This is a genomic window from Hymenobacter caeli (assembly GCF_013294115.1).
In the GTDB taxonomy this organism is placed as follows: Bacteria; Bacteroidota; Bacteroidia; order Cytophagales; family Hymenobacteraceae; genus Hymenobacter; species Hymenobacter caeli.
Genome location: NZ_JABSNP010000014.1, coordinates 1 through 18,329, shown reverse-complemented (window position 1 = coordinate 18,329; position 18,329 = coordinate 1). Strand labels below are relative to the sequence as shown.

The 18,329-nt window shown below is 59.1% G+C and carries 23 protein-coding genes; 10 read left to right on the top strand and 13 right to left on the bottom strand.

The window, feature by feature from the left end:
• Window positions 1-83: 83 nt before the first annotated feature.
• From HNP98_RS14510 to HNP98_RS14495, 4 genes are all read right to left on the bottom strand, one after another.
• Entirely contained in the window at window positions 84-479 is a 396-nt protein-coding gene (locus tag HNP98_RS14510; protein ID WP_173810835.1) for a hypothetical protein, read from the bottom strand.
• Between the two features lie 154 nt (window positions 480-633).
• Entirely contained in the window at window positions 634-975 is a 342-nt protein-coding gene (locus HNP98_RS14505) for a hypothetical protein (RefSeq protein ID WP_173810834.1), read from the bottom strand.
• 171 nt (window positions 976-1,146) lie between these two features.
• Window positions 1,147-1,641, bottom strand: a complete 495-nt coding sequence (locus HNP98_RS14500; RefSeq protein WP_173810832.1) for a hypothetical protein — start codon at window positions 1,639-1,641, stop codon at window positions 1,147-1,149.
• A gap of 247 nt (window positions 1,642-1,888) precedes the next feature.
• Entirely contained in the window at window positions 1,889-2,095 is a 207-nt protein-coding gene (locus HNP98_RS14495) for a hypothetical protein (protein ID WP_173810831.1), read from the bottom strand.
• A gap of 120 nt (window positions 2,096-2,215) precedes the next feature.
• Between HNP98_RS14495 and HNP98_RS14490 the strand changes: the two genes are divergently transcribed.
• The 4 genes from HNP98_RS14490 (at window position 2,216) to HNP98_RS14475 (ending at window position 5,291) form a co-directional block, all read left to right on the top strand.
• Window positions 2,216-2,830: a thermonuclease family protein gene (locus tag HNP98_RS14490; protein ID WP_317171114.1), complete on the top strand. Its 615-nt coding sequence runs from the start codon at window positions 2,216-2,218 to the stop codon at window positions 2,828-2,830.
• A 58-nt stretch (window positions 2,831-2,888) separates the two neighbouring features.
• A complete protein-coding gene (locus tag HNP98_RS14485; protein ID WP_173810828.1) occupies window positions 2,889-3,926 on the top strand; it encodes a hypothetical protein in 1,038 nt (345 codons plus the stop codon).
• An 84-nt stretch (window positions 3,927-4,010) separates the two neighbouring features.
• A complete protein-coding gene (locus HNP98_RS14480) occupies window positions 4,011-4,559 on the top strand; it encodes a hypothetical protein (protein ID WP_173810826.1) in 549 nt (182 codons plus the stop codon).
• Window positions 4,560-4,916: 357 nt separating this feature from the next.
• The gene (locus HNP98_RS14475; RefSeq protein ID WP_173810825.1) at window positions 4,917-5,291 is read left to right on the top strand and encodes a DUF1016 N-terminal domain-containing protein; all 375 of its coding nucleotides are present in this window, start codon (window positions 4,917-4,919) and stop codon (window positions 5,289-5,291) included.
• A 194-nt stretch (window positions 5,292-5,485) separates the two neighbouring features.
• On the opposite strand, the gene HNP98_RS14470 is transcribed toward HNP98_RS14475, so the two are convergent.
• The 9 genes from HNP98_RS14470 to HNP98_RS14430 form a co-directional block, all read right to left on the bottom strand.
• Window positions 5,486-6,925 (bottom strand): hypothetical protein, encoded by a 1,440-nt coding sequence (locus HNP98_RS14470; protein WP_173810823.1) that lies wholly within the window; start codon window positions 6,923-6,925, stop codon window positions 5,486-5,488.
• 67 nt (window positions 6,926-6,992) lie between these two features.
• On the bottom strand, window positions 6,993-8,465 hold the full coding sequence (locus HNP98_RS14465; RefSeq protein ID WP_173810822.1) for a DUF5723 family protein: 1,473 nt from the start codon (window positions 8,463-8,465) through the stop codon (window positions 6,993-6,995).
• A 247-nt stretch (window positions 8,466-8,712) separates the two neighbouring features.
• Complete coding sequence (locus HNP98_RS14460; protein WP_173810820.1) at window positions 8,713-9,354, bottom strand: PD-(D/E)XK nuclease-like domain-containing protein; 642 nt, start codon at window positions 9,352-9,354, stop codon at window positions 8,713-8,715.
• Window positions 9,355-9,390: 36 nt separating this feature from the next.
• Entirely contained in the window at window positions 9,391-9,624 is a 234-nt protein-coding gene (locus tag HNP98_RS14455) for a hypothetical protein (protein WP_173810818.1), read from the bottom strand.
• A gap of 49 nt (window positions 9,625-9,673) precedes the next feature.
• Window positions 9,674-10,387 carry a hypothetical protein gene (locus tag HNP98_RS14450; protein WP_173810816.1) on the bottom strand — a complete coding sequence of 238 codons (714 nt, stop codon included), beginning with the start codon at window positions 10,385-10,387 and terminating at the stop codon, window positions 9,674-9,676.
• 67 nt (window positions 10,388-10,454) lie between these two features.
• Complete coding sequence (locus tag HNP98_RS14445) at window positions 10,455-10,769, bottom strand: DUF3846 domain-containing protein (protein WP_173810814.1); 315 nt, start codon at window positions 10,767-10,769, stop codon at window positions 10,455-10,457.
• A gap of 12 nt (window positions 10,770-10,781) precedes the next feature.
• Window positions 10,782-11,042 carry a hypothetical protein gene (locus tag HNP98_RS14440; RefSeq protein WP_173810813.1) on the bottom strand — a complete coding sequence of 87 codons (261 nt, stop codon included), beginning with the start codon at window positions 11,040-11,042 and terminating at the stop codon, window positions 10,782-10,784.
• A gap of 12 nt (window positions 11,043-11,054) precedes the next feature.
• A complete protein-coding gene (locus HNP98_RS14435) occupies window positions 11,055-11,339 on the bottom strand; it encodes a hypothetical protein (protein ID WP_173810811.1) in 285 nt (94 codons plus the stop codon).
• Window positions 11,332-11,649, bottom strand: coding sequence for a hypothetical protein (locus tag HNP98_RS14430; RefSeq protein WP_173810810.1), 318 nt, complete (start codon window positions 11,647-11,649; stop codon window positions 11,332-11,334). The genes HNP98_RS14435 and HNP98_RS14430 overlap by 8 nt, the downstream gene beginning before the upstream one ends.
• 206 nt (window positions 11,650-11,855) lie before the next feature.
• On the opposite strand from HNP98_RS14430, the gene HNP98_RS14425 reads away from it, so the two are divergent.
• The 6 genes from HNP98_RS14425 (at window position 11,856) to HNP98_RS14400 (ending at window position 18,044) form a co-directional block, all read left to right on the top strand.
• On the top strand, window positions 11,856-12,212 hold the full coding sequence (locus tag HNP98_RS14425; protein ID WP_173810808.1) for an SLOG family protein: 357 nt from the start codon (window positions 11,856-11,858) through the stop codon (window positions 12,210-12,212).
• 1,087 nt (window positions 12,213-13,299) lie between these two features.
• Window positions 13,300-13,602, top strand: a complete 303-nt coding sequence (locus tag HNP98_RS14420) for a hypothetical protein (protein ID WP_173810806.1) — start codon at window positions 13,300-13,302, stop codon at window positions 13,600-13,602.
• A gap of 54 nt (window positions 13,603-13,656) precedes the next feature.
• Complete coding sequence (locus tag HNP98_RS14415; protein ID WP_173810805.1) at window positions 13,657-13,935, top strand: hypothetical protein; 279 nt, start codon at window positions 13,657-13,659, stop codon at window positions 13,933-13,935.
• 1 nt (window position 13,936) lies between these two features.
• Complete coding sequence (locus HNP98_RS14410) at window positions 13,937-14,398, top strand: M15 family metallopeptidase (RefSeq protein ID WP_173810803.1); 462 nt, start codon at window positions 13,937-13,939, stop codon at window positions 14,396-14,398.
• Window positions 14,399-14,858: 460 nt separating this feature from the next.
• Window positions 14,859-16,331 (top strand): DUF5723 family protein, encoded by a 1,473-nt coding sequence (locus HNP98_RS14405; RefSeq protein ID WP_173810802.1) that lies wholly within the window; start codon window positions 14,859-14,861, stop codon window positions 16,329-16,331.
• 120 nt (window positions 16,332-16,451) lie between these two features.
• Window positions 16,452-18,044, top strand: coding sequence for a PKD domain-containing protein (locus tag HNP98_RS14400; RefSeq protein WP_173810801.1), 1,593 nt, complete (start codon window positions 16,452-16,454; stop codon window positions 18,042-18,044).
• Window positions 18,045-18,329: the final 285 nt, after the last annotated feature.

The window sequence follows — 18,329 nt, the reverse complement described above, 5'->3', positions numbered from 1 at the left end:
CTGGAGAAGTAACGCCGTTGCTCCCCAAGGTGAAATACTGCCCACTTATAGCGTCACCGAGCATGATAAACGTAGAGGAGAGGCTACTTGCAAAACACTTTCAGCGGCACGACCACGGAGGGCCGGCGGAAGCGACTCATGCGGGCGGGCTTGTCTGCGGTGGGCACATGAAAGACCACGTTGCGACGGATACTCTCGGCGAGCTTGCCAACGGCCGAAGCTGGGATGGTATGAGCTGCTTGGTAGCGCTTTATCTCGGTAATGGCCTCGATGCGCCCGCTGCTGCTCACTTGGCAAGTAAAGGAAATGAAGCCCCGCCCCAACCCGCACAGGCTGGTTCTTTCGGCTACAGAAAACGCCTTTTGCGCCGCTTGGGCAAGGGCTTGGGGCGCTGCTAATCGGATTTCATCGGGGTCGGAGTACGTGGTATTGGGCGTCGTTTGTCCATGAACTTGCTGCAAGCCGCTGGCAAAGCTCATAAGCGTAGTGAATAGGATGCCTGTGGGCTTCATGCGGCGGCAGCTGGGCGCTGAGCACCTGGGCTTTCAATTTCGTGAAGGGTACCGGAAGTTACAGGAGCTGGCAAGTGGGCTGGGGCTTTCAAACTGTTGCCCCAATAATACTGCTCATCTGTTACCAAAAAATTAGCTTTACCACTGCTCCCAATAGAAATATGGCTTGGATGGTGATGGCGATGCCGAGGGAAAAAGTTAGCCACTTCTCACTGTAAAGTTTTTTCTTGTAAGGAATTAGAGCCGCAAATCCGCCTAGAATGAAACTGATGGCTTGGAGTCCAAATACAAAGGAAACGAGCGTTGCCCGCCGCATTTCCGGCGAATGCGCTAGCACTGCCTCGCCGGTGAGGCGTTGCCCGTTGCCCGCAACTAAGTTGCTGAATAGAAGGTTGAGCCCGGCCAGGATGGCCAGCGCAATGAGTTGTTTTTTATTTATTTCCCGCATACCGCCGCGGAGCACTTCCGCATGAAATGTAATGAACCGCTTCGTACCCGGGGCCGGCCGGGCGGGCAAGATACCAGGACCCAGACCCAGTAGTAGCCTGCAAACGGGGTTGTACAGCGTGCCAGGAGCGGTACAGCACCAGCAGTATTGCAAAAATCGGAGCCATTTGCATCACGCTATCAGGTGCTAGGGTCCGGCATTGCGTGGGGCCGGCGGCGGAAATGGTAAGGTTGCGAAGCTGCGGTTGACGCGAAGAAAGGCTTGGTTCTGCCGGGCCGTGGTGCCATCGTGCAAGGCATTTATCCGGCCCATTAGGGTTTGGCCGTGCCAGGAGATTTGTAGGATGCCCGGCACGTCATCCGATTCTATCGTGTAGGACCCAGTCCGCACCGTGTCGGGGTTGGCAAAACGCAGCGTGCGGAAGAAAGCTTGCGTTAGGTCAAAGAGGCTATCGGCACGGGCGGCGGGCACAGCCAGTTCAACGGTATCGAGCCGGTCGCTTTTGGGTGGGGCGAAGATGCTGTACCCGCCGCCGTGGTGTTGGATGAAGTAAGCGAACATTTCAGCTTCGGCCGGGGCCGGGTGGTTTCGGAACTGATAAAACCGCTGCTTCTTGCTGCGGAGCTGGAACTCCTCGCCGGGCATCTGCAACACGATTCGGTAACCGTAGCTTTTTTCCAATTCAAACGTGGGCGCGTGACGGCACGCGGCCAGCGCCCCGAGCAGTAGGAGTTGGCAGGGGCGGGCAATAGTTGTGCGACAAAAAGACCACATGGGGTTTCGGAAGCAGGATTACGGGGACCGAAACTAGCACCTAAAAGCTCCTGCCAACTCGGTGCCGCCGGGCCGACGGGAAGCCGTGTAACTACGGCTCAGGTACGGGCGAGCTACGGGGCAAGTACGGGCGAGCCACGGCCGGCGGGCGCTGCTAGCGGTTGACCAAGGCCTGGTGGAGGGCGGCGCGCACTTCGGGCTCGGGCAGGCCGGTGTAGGCGCAAAACTCCCCGACCGACACGTAGGAGCCGGTGGGTTTGCCGAAGCGGGCGCGCACGCGCTGGAGCAGGCGCTTGGCGGCGTCGTAACCGTTGCCGGTAATGGTGGCGGCTTCTTTGGGGTGGATGGCGACCTGGGGCATGAATACGGGGCAAAACGGGGCACTTGCGGGCCTACGAATATACAACCCGTAAGGGCACCCGGTAGGTTTGTGGGCATGAACGGGATGCGAACAGCGCAAGGATTGGCGCGAACAATTTTGGTGGTAGCAGCGGGTGCCCTGGCCGTAGCCGCGGGGCTGGGGTTGACGCCGCAGGGCGGCCTGGGGCCACCAGTGGCGGGCCGGGCGCTGGCCGGGGAGCGGCCCGCGCTGCTGCGGGCGGTGGTGGTGGAACCCGCCTGGGAAGCGGCCCGGGTGGTGCGCGTGGTGGACGGCGATACTTACGAGGTGCTAACGGGCGGGCAACTGGTGCGGGTGCGGCTGCTGGGTGTGGACGCGCCGGAGCACGACCAAGCTTTTGGGGCCCAGGCGACCGACTCGGTGGCTGCGCTGCTGCGCCCGGGCGGGGTGGCACCGCTGGTGTGGCTACGCCGGCAGGGCACGGACCTGTACGGGCGGACGCTGGGCCGGGTGCGGGTGCCGGCGGGGCCGGGCGGGCCGGCGCGGGCGCTGGATTCGCTGCTCGTGGTACGCGGCTGGGCGTGGGCCTTTGACCCGAACCGGGCGGTGGCGGGGCGGGCCGCGCAGCAGCTGGCGGCGCAACGGGCGGGGCGCGGGCTGTGGAAATGCGGGGCCGCGGCCGCGGTGCCCCCGAAGGTGTGGCGGGGATTTACGGCAACCATTAAACGGCGCTACGGGGTGGGCTGCACCTGGTAGCAAGGCCGGTAACGCAAGCAGTCGGACTTATTCTTTTTCTCACTTTATTTTTTTTATTATGGCACAACAGACCGGTATTTTAGGCATTCAGGGCACCGTGGGGGGCCTGGTGTTTGCCAAGGACGGGAGCATCCGGCAGAAGCCGGCTTCCAACAAGGCTAGCTTTCAGGCCAAGGACAGCATGGCGCGGGTGCGCGAAAACGCCAGCGAGTTCGGCGGGGCGGCCACGGCCTCAAAGCTGGTGCGCGACTCGCTGCGCGTGGCCATCCAGGCGGCCAGCGACAAGCGCATGGTCTCGCGCCTGACCCAGGCGATGCGGGCCGCCATTGCCCTGGACGGGGTGCATGACCGGGGCATGCGCCAGGTGCTGAAATCTAACCTGGCCCCGCTGCTGGGCTTCAACTTCAACCTGGGGGCAGGCATCGGGCAGAACCTGTTCTTCCAGTACACGCTGACGGGCAACGGCCAGGGCGTGACGCTGGCCATTCCGAGCTTGAACCCGCAAACGGACATCGCGGCCCCGACCGGGGCCACCCACTACGAGATTGTCGTGGGGGCGTCGTCGGTGAACTTCCTGGGCAAGACCTACCAGCAGGCGGCCGTGGCCGCGCCGCTGGGCATTCTGCCGCTGAACGGCGCGGCGCTCACGAACCGGACGGTGGTGGCGACGTTGCCGGCCGCCCCGGGGGCCGACGACCTGGTGGTGGGCGTGCTGGGCGTGAACTACTACCAGCAGCTCAACGGCAAGTACTACCCGCTCAACAACAACGCCAGCAACCCGCTGGCGGTGGAGTACGTGAACGTGGTGGCTTCGGCGGTGCCGGCGGGCGGGGGTTCGGCGACGAGCTACGACACGACGCTGACGGGCCCCAACCAGGACGCGCAGGGCGTGACGCTGGCCGCCTCGGCCGGGGACACCTTCGGCTTCAACGCCCTGGCGACCGGCGGCTCGGCCCCGGCCAGCATGGACGTGAGCGTGGGCGGGGCGCAGGTGGCCTCGGTGGCCTACCTCGACCGCTACGCCGGCCAGGCCTTCACCTTCACCCACAACGGCGCGGCCCACACGGGTGCGTTTGCCGCCACGGTGAACTTCTAGGGCCTTCGCCTCAGCAACCAATCGAGCCGGCCCGGGCAGCACGCCGGGGCCGGCTCTTTTTTTTACTCCTTCCCATCATTTTTTATGAGCACTATCTCCAAGCCGCTTTCCGGCTTCATCTTCAACGGGGCGGCGCTGGCGCTGGCTTCGGCCCCCTGGAAAAACAACGTGCGGGCCCTCTATGGCTTCAACACGGCGGGCACCAGTTACCAGGTATTTAAGCCCACGAGTCAATTCAATTCCCTGACGCAACTCGCCCAGGACGGGGTTTACATCGTGGATGCGGCCACGCCGGGCTTTGAGTTGCCGGGGGCCACGCTGACGGCGGCCGGCAGCGCCGACATGGGCGGGGCGGGCCTGGGGGCGGGGCCCCTCTCCTTCGCCACTTTCGACGTGACCAACAACGGGGGCAACGTGCAGCTGCACGTGAACGTGGCCTCCACGGACGCGGGCGACCACGCGGTGCTGGTGACCACGGACGCTTACCCAACGGGCGCGTTCAAGCTGGACCTGAACACCGAAATCGGCATTGGCCTGGGGTCGTTGCCGGCGGGGGCCAGCTACTCGGTGGCGGTGGTCAACCGCTTGGGCAACCTGCTCACGCGAACGTTTACCGTGCCGGCCAGCAGCTAGCAGCGTGACGGGCCGTTGTACGCCCTGAACAGGCCGGCTTCCTTGGGTGGGGGCCGGCCTTTTTCGGGCCAACAGAAGTGGTTGGCGTTCACTTTTACGGCGCGGCTTACCGCTGGTGCAGTTTTTCTTAAATGGCGGCTGGGATGGCGGCATCGCTTCGGTTGCCGAGCGGGATGAACTCCTTTTGCTGGCCGGTTTTCGTGGTCACGTACACGTTACCGCCGTGGGGATAGGGCCCCATGCCCCATTTCTTGCGCGGGTCGTGGGCTACGTGGGGAAGAGTATTCGATGGCCAGCCGCGCGGCGGTCAAACATACGCCGGGGCCCGTGTCAGCAGGCGCTGTATCTTGGGCCTTTATGGCAGAATCAACGCTTTTAACGCTGGCCGGGCGCATCCAACACCTGCACGAACGGACGCAACAGGCGGCCGGGCAGCAGGTGAACTACTGGCTGACGGTGCGCAACTGGGTCATCGGCTGGTACATCGCCGAATACGAGCAGCACGGCGACGACCGGGCCGCCTACGGGGCCCGGCTGATGCCGGAACTGGCGCGCCGCTTGCAGCAAGTCCGGGGCCTGTCGGCGCAACAGCTGTACCGGTGCGTGGACTTTTACCGGACCTACCCGGCCATTCTCTCAACGCTGTCGAGAGAATTGGCCGGGCTGGGGTTGCCCGCGCTGCCGGGTGGCGCGCAGCCGACACCACTGGCGAACCGTTCGCCTTACCATTGAATACCCGCTTTTTGGCAGGTGTCTGGCAGTACCGGCCCGAGGTGGTGTGGTAACACGTCGTCGTTGTCGCGGGCTCCTTTTAGGTGGAATAACGCTATTCAAAATAGAAATAGAGCCAGCTGCTGTTTCCAGGAATCAGCCTTATCTAATATTATAGACCTTTGTTTTACTCTATTTCTGTGCATGAGATAGCGCTAATTAATTGCCGCAAAACTCATGGGGATATTCACACTATATGGGGCTGAAACGCCGCTTGCACTACACACAGCGATGGTATTTATGGTTAACACACCTGTTCCACCTCGGGTAGTCATAGTTCCCAAGAACTTACTATCACCAAAGTTTAGTGTTAAATTGTTTCCAACAACAGAAGCGCTGGTAAGAAAGAAAATATTTTTCCCACCCGAACCTACGTATGTGCCATCACAACCACCAACAATCACAGTCACTTGTCCTCTACCCACGGCTTTACCACTCCCAAATTTGAACTCTAATACCCCGCTTGTGTAAAGAAAAGGATTATCACAACAAACAGAATTAACACGTGGGACAACGGTTACAGCGCTTTCACTAATGGCAGTATAAATTTTTAGCCGCTGCAATTGGGTGCCGTTGATTTGAGTAGTTGGGCTGTCAGGGGTATTGGACGGGGGAAATTTAAAGGGTTTGTCGGAAGGAGAAAGTTCTGCTCCTTGGGCGGATGAGATGCCACCACTTAAAATTATAAATGCGCCAATTGCTCCATAAACCACAAATGCAGTTGTGATAGCTGTTGCTGTTCCGCCAGCGAACGCTACTAGACCGGCACCGATTGCACCTAGACCGAGAAATCCGTATCCAACAGCTGCAACAGCTTTCCCACTATTAATATCTATTTCTCTAATGTCAGCTCCAACGTTTTCAGCAGTTGTCCGGCTGGCACCAGCCGTATGAGCAGGGCCATTTTTTTGATTGGTTCCTAAAACAGTTAACCACTTGTTTGCTGAACTGCTGGCTGAAAGAGGCACCTCGAGAAAGCGTTTTGAATCAATAATACCTGAGGGAGACATGGCGTACGGTATGTTCCCTTGTTCCATCATTGACGCAGGCGAGGCAAGTGGACCAATGGGAATCTTAACTTTATTATAGGTAGTGACCCCACTGATGGCATAAGCATTGTTGGACGTATTAAGTACGACTCGCTTCCTAAGTTTGGTATAGTCGGAAGCCCAGTCGATTCGATACGCACTGAGTACTATAGTTGTCGCATTTGGGTAAGTGAAAGTAAATAGTAGCGTATCTTTTACGACTCCTTTGCTACAGTAAAGCGTTTTCACTCGTAGACTATCGTCTAGAAAAGCATTCAGGCTTAGGCCCGAACTGGCATCGGCAACCACTAATTGGTTGATTTTTCCGGGTTGGCCATCAGCGTCGAAATCGCCATAATGGTACTGAGTAATATGATTACTGGAAATATATGCCAGCAATTTATTGGTTTGATTGGCTTGACTCGGATCTGCTGCGGCAATGACCAATTGCCGGAACGTAGCGGGCTCGATTTGCTGCTCTTCTTCCCGCGAACAACTGCTGCCCACCAACAATGGCAGAAGCAACAACAGGGCATAAATGAACGAGGTGGTTACGGGTGCTTTCATAACGAGGGTGTAAGCAGTTGAATTAAAAAATGAATCGTAAGCGCATCCGACCGGAAGATTGAAGCAACTAATGCGGAAAGCGGGCAGTTCGCTTACGCTGCTTGCTGGCAAGTATTTGAAGCAAGGAGACTTGCCCGTACACGTTGGCCCCGTAAGCATTTGCTCCAGACCACAGGGCCACGAGGTTATTTGACCCGACCACCAACGGACCCAGGCGCAGCATAGCTCCCGCCGCAAATTGACGGTAGTTGTTGGTCATGGACAGGGGGAAAGCCAACTCGAAGCGCCGGGTTTCCAAACGCGGGGCTACAGACAACCATGAGAAAGTGCGCGTGCCAATGGCATACCGAATACGCAGGCCCTGGCTGGCGGAAGCATTGAGGTATAAGTAGCGGGAAAAATGATAATCGAAATCGACGTTTAGAGCCGTTGGTAAGCCCGTTGTAAAATGGTTTTCTAACGGAGTGCCTGCAGACTGAAAAATCTGTGGAATTCGAGTTTCATAATTGCTCAGGTCGATACCAATATAACTAGGCGGTTGCACCGCAGCATCCGTTAAAGAAATATTGTTGACTGCAACGGTATTGTTGCGATAAGTGATGGCTCCGATGTCCGTAACCGATACACCCAACCGGTACAGATAAGTGCGGTGGGTATCATTGGCCGACAGTTCTTTGTTTACTGGAGCCCCCCCCACTGTGCGCCGCGGCCGGTATTCGTAGACGAACCCAACATCACCTCCCCAGCCCGAACCGGTAGCGTTTTGCCCTAGTAGCAAGCGCCTAGCTGTTTGTAAGTCTAAACGTGGTGTTTCTTCGGGGTAGGAATAGCCGTAGGCTCCTTGTAATTGATGTAAAAAAAGAATGCCGTTCCCGCCAGCGTATGCACTCGGTGATGTTTCATAGTCGATATTATTGCCCTGCGCATAGGCTGCACCCAAGCCAATCAACCATTTTCCAGTGAGACCTACTTTCAAGAAGTGTGGCCCGGTATCCACGAGTACTTTTCCGTAAGTCAAGCTTCGTTCTGTGACGGTATTATAATTAAGGTTAAAAGAGCTATTGTGCCATGCGCTTACTGTACGAAAACCTTCGATGGAATTTTGTAGTAGGCTAGCAGAAACGTCGTTACCTTGAAAAGCGGTGCGCACACGCGTGCTCAAGGCAATGCCACTTTTTGGGCCCAGGCGAACCAGCAATCCAGGACCTCGGAGTTGAAAGCCTACGCTGAATATGCGGGGTTGGTTGCTAGCAAGAGCAGTCGCGTTAGTGCCTTGTATGTTGAAATCGGCACCTGGATGCAAATAGCTCCAAGGACCGGTGTACGCGTAGGCTGAGTTAGTTCCGTGAGCGTCGAAATCCGCGATTTGCAATTGTATAGCGTAGCGGTTATCTGCCACTGTAGCAGGATTCCAAAGCACACCTCCGATGCCAGCGTAGTTGCTATGCGCACCGTCGAACTGCTGCTGTGCCCTGACTCGGTTAGGCTGAAGCATGAGCAGTCCGTAAATGTAAATCAACGGCCTCAGGATTCTTTTCATACAATTTTGACTTGATGACATGACGACTCGCAATTCTCCAATACCGAAGCCAAAGGATATTCCGCTTGATGAGTAACCCAAGCCGGCAAAGGGTAACCAAAGTTGCGGAGCCCTTTTGACAGTAAATTTGCCAGGGAAAAGGATCAAGCACAACAAAATTACTGTTTGTCAATACAATGTACAATACCTATAATTAGGTATTGTACATTGTATTGACATTTTTTTGATCAGCTCATATCCCCGTCTGCTAAACCTCTTGATACTCGGCGTGGGCGCGCAGCAGGCGAGTGTATTTCTTACGGCCTTGCGCGAGAAGGCCGGGCAAATTGAATAGTTCCACCTGCCAGACTTCAAAGGGTGCTCTTTTTTGTACGCCGATGATGGTAAAGCGCGTCGCGCCCAGCACGTCGGCGTATAGGGCGGCTTGGCGGTCGTAATCGTACTGCTCGACGGTGCCGCAAAACTGGGCATAGTCGCGGGCGCTGGTAGTCTTAAAGTCTACGAGGCCCACCTTTCCGGTTTTGGGGCTGGTGTGCAGTAAGTCCGGCCGAATTTTAATCAGCACGCCGGTGGCCAGGTGCGTGGCGGTGTGGGTGGCTTCGGGCCGGCCCCGAAACAACAGATCCCGGCAGTAGCGCTGCCGGCGCACAGCGCCGGCCAGTGCCTCCACCAGGGCCCAATTGCACCGTTCGTCGGTGCGGGCGTACCGGCCGGGCTCCAACGTGGCGGTGTGAAAGTGGCTGCCGAAGGCCAAGGCTACGGGATTGGGGGCGTTGGGCTTGCCTAACAGCTTGGCCTTAAGAGTGCTGAGGTCGGTATTGGAGACGTGCGGCAGGGCGCGGTGCTGGGCCTGAGTCAGGCCGGGGTGGTGGGTGAGGGCGGTGAACATCTTTTCAAGGAGCAATGAACAGTGAGCAATTAGCAATCAGCGGATGAGGGCCAAGCGGGTCGCGTCGGCGGCGCGGTGCAGCCAGAGGTGGGCGCTGCCGCAGCCGACGCGGTAGGCGGGCTCGGGGAAGAGCTGGCGCACGGCGGGCGCGAAGTCGCGCAGGTCGGGCAGCGGGTTGGTGTTGGCCAGCAGCTCGCGGAGCTGGGCGAGCTGCGCGGCTTCGGCTTCGTCGTGGGGCGGCTGCTCGATGTGCAGGCGGGGCGTTTCCATCGGGGCGGGTAGTGAGGGCCCCACGGCGGGTGCCGTGGGGCCGGGGGCACTAGGCAGGTTGGGGCAACTCGGCGGCGGGCAGCTCGGCGGCGGGGGTGTGCGGGTCGCCGTCCTCGGGCACGGTGTAGCCGTGCTGGATGCGGATGTCGGCCGCGCCGGTGTAAGTTTCGGCCCGCCAGATGGGCAGGTCGCGGGCGTAGTCGCGGCGGGCGGCGACCTCCTCGGCGGGGGCCGGCTCGTAGCTGAACTGGGCGATGTAATAGGTGGCCGTTTTGCCCTCTTTCGTGGTCTGCTTTTTCTCGGCCGTGACTTTCACCTGCACGTCGGCCAGGGTGAGGTCGTCGTAAAACAGCGGCTCGATGAGGCGGTACAGATTTTCGACCGAGTAGCCGTGGAAGAGCACGGCGCAGATAGCGCCCTTAGAGTCGGCGAAGAACAGCTCGGCCCAGAGCTTGCGGCCCATGTTCAGAATGTCGTCCTGGAAGATGCGCCAGGCCAGCGGGATGAAACTGAGCGAGCTGCCCAGCGGGACGGTGCCGCCGAGGTTGAACTGGCCGGCTTTGGCATCGAAGCGGATTTGGCGCGGGTGGCCGGGCAAGTAGCGGAAGCGCGAAACCCGCGCGACTTCGCCCGTGGCTTCGTTCACCTGGTCCAGCTGGTAGGCGCGGGGGCCGGGTGCCGGCGGGGCCGTGGGGCTGAGCAGGGCGGCGGGGGCGGCGGCTTCGGTGGTGGCGCTGCGCTGGGCGTTGATTTTGGTTGACATGGGGTAAAGGGTAAGAGAAATAAAAAAAGTGGGGCCCGTTGGCGGCCGGCCCCGTCGCCGTGGGGGGTTAGCGGAATTGCTTGTCGTGGCACAGAATGGCGCGGCCCACGATGGCATCGACGCCGCGGGCGGCCGGCTGGTGCTGGTGCCAGAGGTAGGTGGCCAGCAGGTTGAGGTAGGCGGGGCTTTTGAACTTGCCCTCGTCGTCGATGATGAGAATCAGCTCGGGCGTGAGGCGCACCACGTCCACCAGGCGGCAATCGAGCAGGGCGTACAGCTCGGCCAGCTTGAAGCTGCGGCCGTTGGCGGGGTGGACGGGCTGCGGCTCGGCACTCATGGGGTCGAGCAAGTGGGATTGGTAAGCAGTAGCGGTGTGGGGCATGGCGGGGCGGGGTTACTGAATGGCGGCGTGGGCCTGGGTGGCCGGGTAGGCGTGGGCGCTTTCGTAGTAGAGGCGCACGGCGGCGGCCAGGGCCTCGTAGCAGGTGCGGCCGGTGCCGCGGTACTGGCCGGGGCAAGCCGTGCCGGCGGGGGTGGCGACGGTGACGGTGTAGCGAGTGCCTTGAGCAAAGGCGTAGCCGCGCACCGAGCAGCCGGCGAGGGGGAAGCAGGCGGCGGCCACGGCGGAAAAGCTGGGGGTGAGGCGGGCAATCATCGGGGGCGGGGGCTAGCAGGCGTGGTAGCGGTGATAAGCGGCATCGAGGATGCGGGCGCGGCGCTGCCCCTCGGGGCTGGCCCAGTAGGCCCGGGCAGCGGCGGCGAACACGGCGCGGGCGGCGGCGCGGGCCTGCTTGGCGGCGCGGCGCTCGGGCTTGGGGGCCCTGGCCGCGCGCAATTGCCAGCAGTGTTCTTTGGCGGCGGCGTACACCCGCTGGGCTTGGGCCAGGGCGACGCCCGGCGCAAGGGCCGCCCCTGCCGGCGCGGCAGGAGCGGCGGTGGCGACGCTAGGCACGGGCCGGGACGCCAGCGTATGCATCCTCGGCCTGCATGACGGCCCACACGGCGGCAAAGGCGTAGCCGGGGGCCACGGTGCGCAGGGCGCGGAAGGCCTCGCGCAGGGCCTGGAACGGGCACGGGCTGTGGCCCTTAAAATCCTGGGCCGGCTGGCCTTGCTGCGGGGCCAGGCGCAGGGCGATGTACCACTTGCTGCCGCCCTCGTCGTAGGTGGCGGCGGACTGCGAAACGTAGATGCCCGAAAACGAGCAGAGGGCGGGGCCCTGCCAAGCGGCAGCGGCGAGCTGGAGTAATTGAGTGGGCTGCATGGCCTGTAGGAGTTAGGCGGGGGGATGCGCTGCGGAGCGGGCCGGGCCCAGCTCGCGCCGCGGGCGCAATGCGAAACAGGTCTTTCCCATTTCTTATACAAATATAACCCCTAACGCCGTATTAATTACTATTTATTACGAATATATAAGTAAGAAATATTGTTCCATGTGAAACATATTACGAGTAAAATAGCGTAACTTGTAGCATGGAAAAAGACAAAAAGGTAGTAGCGGTGGTGGGAAGCCGGAGCGTGCGCAGCTGCGCGGCCCTGGCGGCGCGGTTGGCAGAACTGGCCCCCGACCAGGTGGTGAGCGGCGGCGCGGCGGGCGTGGACGCCCTGGCGGCGGCCTGGGCCCGGGCGCACGGCGTGCCCCTGCTGGAGCTGCGGCCCGACTATGCCGCCCACGGGCCCACGGCCGCCACCCACGTGCGCAATGCCGAGATTGTGCAGCGGGCCAACTTGGTGCTGGTGGTGTGGGACGGAAAGAGCAAGGGCACGCTGAGCACCCTGCGGGCGGCCCGGCGGCTGGGCCGGCGCTGCGAGCTGCTGCCGCTGGACTGAGGCACCCTCAGCAGGGGCCCCACGACGGGCCTTGCCACCCAACTGAACGCCTTGGATGCCTTGCCGGGGGGTTTGGGGGCGGGCTGAGGCCCCCAATGGACACTCGGCGGAGCCGGCCTTGTGAGGGTGGAGCGGCCTTTTTCGGCCGCGGAACCCGAGGAGGATGACCGGGCGTAAGCCAGTGCATGGTGGCGGGGGCTTGGGGCCCTCCCCAATGAAACCCTCCGCGAAGCGGGCCTTATTTCTGCCTGCGTGGCTGGAACGCAAATACTACTCGCGGGCGGCCGGCATTTTCCGCCGGCGGCCTGCAACCGAATTGGTGGGGCTGGTGCGCGGCGTGGGGCCTTTTTCGGCCCTGCGCGGCGTGGCAGCGGTGCGGTGGGCTTGCCCCGGGCGGTGACGTTGGCAGCTGAGGATGCGGGGGGATAAGGCCGGCTGACCAACGGGAAGCGGGCCGCGGCGTTGGGCCGGTGGTGGGGGCCGGCCTGGGCGACCCTTGGGAGCCGGGGCCGGGCGCGGGTGGGTGGTCGCGGCGGCGTCAGGGAGTGACTTCGAGGAGGTGGGCGGGAAGCGGCCGGCCCGGGGCTTTGGCGACTGGAAGCCGGCGGAACGGCGCGGCGGCGCAACAACGTGCAGCCAGCGCAGCATGCAGCCGGTCTGGAAGGAGCGAAAGCGCTGGGCGGGCCGGGGCGGTGGGTTTGGCGGTAGCGGGGCCCGGCCGAACGTAGCGCCCGGAGCCCTGCAAGCGCAGCGAACGAGGAGCGGAGGTACGGGCGACGACTGAGCGCAGCGCCGTGTGGGCGGAGGAAGCGCAGCGAGGCGGGGCCCCGCGTTGGGCGGTCGTCGCGGGGGCAACGGGAGACGCCGGAGAAATACGTGAGGGATGGCAGCCAAGCGACCAACGGGAGCTGCCCGCAGGGCCGCAGCGAAGCGGAGTGGCGTACAGCCCGACCCCGGCCCGCAGCAGCGCGGAGGGCCGGGGGCACGCCCAAAAAATACAATTTCTAGCCCTAATCCAAAGTGAACCGAAAATGGTTAATTTCTCGTAAGTTCGTATAAATTATGTATTCTCATTATCTACGAAATCATGCTGTTTGCTGACACGAAAACCGGGCACTTGCTGCACATCATCGGCACGGCCCTGGCGGGGCAGGTGCTGACTCAGGAATTAGCGCCGGTTAACCCGCACGTAATCGAGGTGTACAGCCACTTGGTGATTCAGGTGCTGGTGGCGGTGGTGACCATTTGGGCCACGATTCGCAAGACGTTGCAAAAGCCGGAAGCGGTGGTGAAGCTGCCGGCGGCGGCGGTGCCCGGGGCCAACGGCGGAGCTTTGCCGGGTGCCTCCCCTGCGCCTGCCGGGCAACCGGGCGAGCCGGTTCTACCCTAGTTAAGAGTGCTGATGCTTAGTCTGTTTACTTTTCACCTTTAGCCGAATTTTCCGATGGAAGCTGCGAAAAAATTAAGTTTGTTGGACCGAGTGGCGCTGCCGTCGCCCGTGTTCTGGAAGAAAGTAAGTGCGGTGGGCAAGGCCATTGGCGGCCTGGGGCTGGTGCTGGTGGCGGCCCCGGTAGCCTTGCCGGCGGCGGTGCTGACGGCGGCCGGGTACCTGGTACTGGTGGGGTCGTTGACGGCGGGGCTGTCGGCGCTGACCGTAGCGCCGGGGACCACGGGCACGAGTGGGGGCGTTGCGCAGCCGGCGGGCGAAGCCGGCACTTGGTAGCATGACGCCGGCGAAGGTTACGTTTGGCGGTTTGCGCGCCGTGCCGCAGCTGAGCGCGGCGCAGCTGCTGACCCAGCGGGCGCGGTTGGCGCAGGCGGTGCCCAGCCTTGGGGCGGCCTACGTGCGGGCGCTGGCCCGCTGGGAGAGCGACCCGGTGCTGCGGTTGGTGGGGCGGCCCATCGTTACGGAGTGTTTCCGGTCGGTGCAGCGGCAGGACGAGCTGTACGCGCAGGGCCGGACCACTCCGGGGCCCATTGTGACCTACAAGCGCGGCGGGGAGTCGAAACACAACGTGTTGCCCTCGGTGGCGCTGGACGTGGCCTTTGTGCTGCCCGGCGGGGAGGTATCGTGGTCAGGACTGCTGTTGAGCAAGTTTGCGCGGCTGATGATAGCGGCGGATGCGCGGGTGCATTGGGGTGGGGACTGGCCGGGGTTTAAGGACCGGCCGCACTTTGAGGTATAGATTAAAAACGAAACGAGCGGGCCAGATGGTCCGCTCGTTTCGTTTGGTTGCACTTTGGTCGTGGTGCCTTGTTCCAGGCTCGGCAGCGCGTGCTGCTTGGTTGCGGTACTTTACTAGGCGCTCGGGTACCAATTGCGCAGCCAAACGTCAATCTTTTTGTTGGCCGCGTTCACGGTTTTTTGAAAACGGCCACGTCGTTCAGGCAGTTCTGGCCGCGCTCTACTTCTAACCGGCCCGTTTAACCGGCCCGGTAAATGGGGAAAGGGCAAAAATGTGCTTTTCTCCACTACCAACCGGCTCATTATTTTGGGGAGTGTAGAGGAGGTCAGGATATTCTCTCTACAGTTGATAAGGCCCAGTGGTTTGGTCACCTTAATAAAACAAATGATATAGTATTTAAATAATTATTGCAATATTTATAAATTTATGTATCTTAGCACTGGTGATATGCGCGACTCTTATGAATCATTCAACGCTAAAGTGGGCCTGTGGACTGCTCTTAATCGTAAACATTCAGCGTTCCTTTGGGCAACAGGGGTTTGACTTAGCGCACAGTAACCATGCAGGCTATAGTGGAGTTGCGTGGAATCCGGCTACCCTAGCTGCTAACCGGTATGCGGTGCAACTCCAATTAGCTTCGGTCGAAGCGCACGCTGCCAACTCAGCTTACCGATATTCCGGTCCGTGGCTTCCCTGGCATCAGCAAGAGGGGCTGCAGCTCACGCCTACCAACCTTGACCCTGTGAATGATGGCCGCACCAAGCTATTTGACGTGTCCCTACAGATCCGGGGTCCCAGTGTATTGGTTAATATTGGCAAACAGGGTGGAATTGCTTTTTCTGTCAGAACCCGACAAGCTTTTCAAGGCAACACCATTGCTCCCAGTTTATTGAAAACGAGCATTGGTGGGCTGACTTCGCCGGCGAACTGGTCCGGTGCTACGTTTAACTTGAATGCAACGGCCTTGTCTGAATGGAACGGCAGCTACGGCCGGGTACTGCTGGAAAAAGGGGCCCACCAATTGAAAGTCGGTGTAACCGTGAAGCACCTGTTTGGCATAGGCGCTGCCTACCTCCAGGGCCGCGACGTGAACTATGAAGTGCTTAGTTCGCCGGCGGGCGGGGATTCTCTCCTCTTAGTGCATGATTTTCAAGGGGCGTATGGTGTTGCTAACGCCGATGCTTTTCGGGAGCTTGATTTATTAAAAACTATTGGTTGGCTAACCGGCCGTAACGCTTCCGGGTACGGCTGGGGGGCCGATGTGGGAGTGGCTTACGAGTACAGGCCTTCCTCACCGATTGCAGAAGCTGGAGCGCCGCTGCCTTCCGATAAGTCATACCGTTTTCGCGTAGGTGCAGCCTTGGTCGATCTTGGGTCCGTTTATTATGACAAATCGAGCCGTTCCTACCCCAGCATTGAACTCCACGAAGCCCACGTGAGCCAAGACGATGCAAGCAATTTCTACCCCACCAATTTTGACAATAAGCTCAGCGACATAATGCGCCTGCGCCGGCTGTCCGCTCAACCTTCTTTAAGGACCGGACTGCCCACGGTCCTCAACCTGGACCTGGATTACCACATGCGGCGATCCCTGTACCTCAACGCTGCGGTAAGCCAGGGGCTACGAGGGCATTACGCTATTGGCATGCGGTCTTTCTCTTACGCTTCGCTGACGCCCCGCCTCGAAACCCGTGGACTGGAGGTGGCGGTGCCTTTATACATGATGAACGATTACCGCAACTTCGCCACTGGCTTTACATTGCGGTTTCGCTCGCTCCGCGTAGGCACCAATAACGTCATGGGATTCTTCTCCAAGACGAATCCTTATGGGATGAGTTGCTACGTAGAAGGCTCCCTACTGGAATTTGAAAAAGGAAAATCCAGCAAGCGTGGCCGGCACTCAAAGCGCCGGCAAGTGCTCACCCCTCCGTAGAGATGGCGGTTAAGGATTATCGAATTCAAAAACACTTCCGGGTAGCTGCCATCGACAAGTAAACAGCTTGAGCCAGTGCTAAAAGTGGGGTAATGCATTTTATACTTAACTGATGTTGTCATGAACACCTCTAAGCACCGCTTTGCATTTGTGCTTGCTATCAGCCTTTCCTTGTTTGGCTGCGAAAAAGAAAGCCAAGAAATAGAGCAAACTCCCCAGGGCGTTGGCGACACCCTTAATGCTGAAGACAATGAATTTTTAGAAGCTGCCAGCGCTCCTAACCCCACCCTTCAGGAAATACTGGACAGCGACGGTAAGCCTTTGGCTCGGAGGGGAAACGGCTCCAGCACCGGGACGCAAGACCAAGCTGGAACATTAACGACTGACATGCTGAAGTATGCGCAGACTTTGTGTGATAAGAAAAAGCTGCCAATGCCCGGTAAGGGTACCGACGAGCCAACACATTACGGGTTAGTATACAGCTTTGGGCAACGCGACCTCGATCATCGGTTACCTCCGCCGAAGGGAGACTCTTTGCATCGAAGTTATAAAGTGATTGGTACGGATTGCTCCGGGCTGATGATCAATCTGCTGCAAAAAGTCGGCATCAACATTGACGGGAAAAACACCAGTGTTTCTTCTTTTGAAGTCGAACTAAACAAGGCATTAAGTCAAAATGCTAGTTTCGCCGGCTTAAGTGCGGTAAACAAAGGGCGTATACCAGCCAATGAAATAAAGAGCGGTGATTTCATCTTGTGGAGGAAGTACGGAAGAGACCACATGGGAATTATTGCTCCGCTTACGGGCGACCGCCTCCGAATTTTTCAATCCAATGGCACGGGTACTCCTAGTCTATGTACAGTCCAGCCCGAATGCAGCACTCTGACCGCTACCCAACGTAGGGAGAGGGCAAATTCAGAGCAGGAGAAAAACCTGGGCACTTCCAGAGGTGTCCACCCTTTGGATTTCGCTATGCTCATAGGAAATTCTTCCATTGGAGCCACTTTAAATAAATATTGGGGAGAGCATTATGAAGTCTTACGCATTCAGGTCCTCTCCATCAAGCCGGAACTCACCCTGGGATTTGTTAAACGGCAGTACAATTTCGAAGCAAGCATCGGTCAACTACCCCCCAATGGGAGCCTTTTATGGGATTTTGGGGACAAAACTCCGGTAGTGCCGACGACTGGCGTTAAAGTAAGCCACAGCTACGCTGCGGTTGGCACGTACACTACTAGCCTGCGCGTGGTAGACGCCAGCGGCAAAGAGTTCAGCAAAGCATCCGCTAAAACGTCAATAACTGACTGTTCTCAAGCCAACATTGCCGAGATGGCATTCTTGTTGGGGCCGGGGGGGCAAGGCAAGGTCTGGCGCTGGGCAACTTTTGCCGTTACCTCAGCTGGGGATTGCCAGGGGCCGACCACTGGCAATCCCACTATAGATTTTTTTCCTAATGGAAAAGTTACCTTTCAAAACCTAGGTGCGGTAGGCAAGTACAATGTTAAAGGATGCACATACATATCTGCAAAGAACTCGGGTACTGGAAGTTATTGCTTGCAAAGCAAGCATTTGTTGTTGAAAGTAGATGCGAGCAATGACTATGACGGTGGCGATGTAGAAGCAGATATTGTAAATTTTACCGCTACCAAAATGACCCTTATTGCCCCCTCCAAGGAAGGAATTCCGCTAACACTCTACCTTGTAGCTGATTGAGGCGATTTGGAAAATACAGCCAATTAGAAGTTAACTAATTTAAGGCCAACGCGATCTAGGTATGTATTAGAGCAGTCCATACGCGGCGTATAAAAGCCGGACAAGCATTTTTTAAGCCATACCCAACTACTTCCCATCCTAAGTGGGGTAGTCGTGCGTAGTCGTTTTTGCCAAACAGGTCATGCTGGAATTGTAAGCTCCCCTTCAAAGTGAGCCAGTCAAAAATAGAGGTCAGGCAGCTTGTCGAAACTCGATGGGGGTTAAGAAGTTAAGGGCCTGATGGGG

Bases quoted from the DNA above. Each gene is read 5' to 3' on its own strand.
- HNP98_RS14400 (WP_173810801.1), top strand. From the start codon at position 16,452: ATGAACACCTCTAAGCACCGCTTTGCATTTGTGCTTGCTATCAGCCTT.
- HNP98_RS14405 (WP_173810802.1), top strand. From the start codon at position 14,859: ATGAATCATTCAACGCTAAAGTGGGCCTGTGGACTGCTCTTAATCGTA.
- HNP98_RS14455 (WP_173810818.1), bottom strand. From the start codon at position 9,624: ATGGAAACGCCCCGCCTGCACATCGAGCAGCCGCCCCACGACGAAGCC.
- HNP98_RS14480 (WP_173810826.1), top strand. From the start codon at position 4,011: ATGAGCACTATCTCCAAGCCGCTTTCCGGCTTCATCTTCAACGGGGCG.
- HNP98_RS14475 (WP_173810825.1), top strand. From the start codon at position 4,917: ATGGCAGAATCAACGCTTTTAACGCTGGCCGGGCGCATCCAACACCTG.
- HNP98_RS14430 (WP_173810810.1), bottom strand. From the start codon at position 11,649: ATGCAGCCCACTCAATTACTCCAGCTCGCCGCTGCCGCTTGGCAGGGC.
- HNP98_RS14465 (WP_173810822.1), bottom strand. From the start codon at position 8,465: ATGAAAAGAATCCTGAGGCCGTTGATTTACATTTACGGACTGCTCATG.
- HNP98_RS14440 (WP_173810813.1), bottom strand. From the start codon at position 11,042: ATGATTGCCCGCCTCACCCCCAGCTTTTCCGCCGTGGCCGCCGCCTGC.
- HNP98_RS14425 (WP_173810808.1), top strand. From the start codon at position 11,856: ATGGAAAAAGACAAAAAGGTAGTAGCGGTGGTGGGAAGCCGGAGCGTG.
- HNP98_RS14450 (WP_173810816.1), bottom strand. From the start codon at position 10,387: ATGTCAACCAAAATCAACGCCCAGCGCAGCGCCACCACCGAAGCCGCC.
- HNP98_RS14510 (WP_173810835.1), bottom strand. From the start codon at position 479: ATGAGCTTTGCCAGCGGCTTGCAGCAAGTTCATGGACAAACGACGCCC.
- HNP98_RS14470 (WP_173810823.1), bottom strand. From the start codon at position 6,925: ATGAAAGCACCCGTAACCACCTCGTTCATTTATGCCCTGTTGTTGCTT.
- HNP98_RS14420 (WP_173810806.1), top strand. From the start codon at position 13,300: ATGCTGTTTGCTGACACGAAAACCGGGCACTTGCTGCACATCATCGGC.
- HNP98_RS14415 (WP_173810805.1), top strand. From the start codon at position 13,657: ATGGAAGCTGCGAAAAAATTAAGTTTGTTGGACCGAGTGGCGCTGCCG.
- HNP98_RS14410 (WP_173810803.1), top strand. From the start codon at position 13,937: ATGACGCCGGCGAAGGTTACGTTTGGCGGTTTGCGCGCCGTGCCGCAG.
- HNP98_RS14485 (WP_173810828.1), top strand. From the start codon at position 2,889: ATGGCACAACAGACCGGTATTTTAGGCATTCAGGGCACCGTGGGGGGC.
- HNP98_RS14445 (WP_173810814.1), bottom strand. From the start codon at position 10,769: ATGCCCCACACCGCTACTGCTTACCAATCCCACTTGCTCGACCCCATG.
- HNP98_RS14495 (WP_173810831.1), bottom strand. From the start codon at position 2,095: ATGCCCCAGGTCGCCATCCACCCCAAAGAAGCCGCCACCATTACCGGC.
- HNP98_RS14460 (WP_173810820.1), bottom strand. From the start codon at position 9,354: ATGTTCACCGCCCTCACCCACCACCCCGGCCTGACTCAGGCCCAGCAC.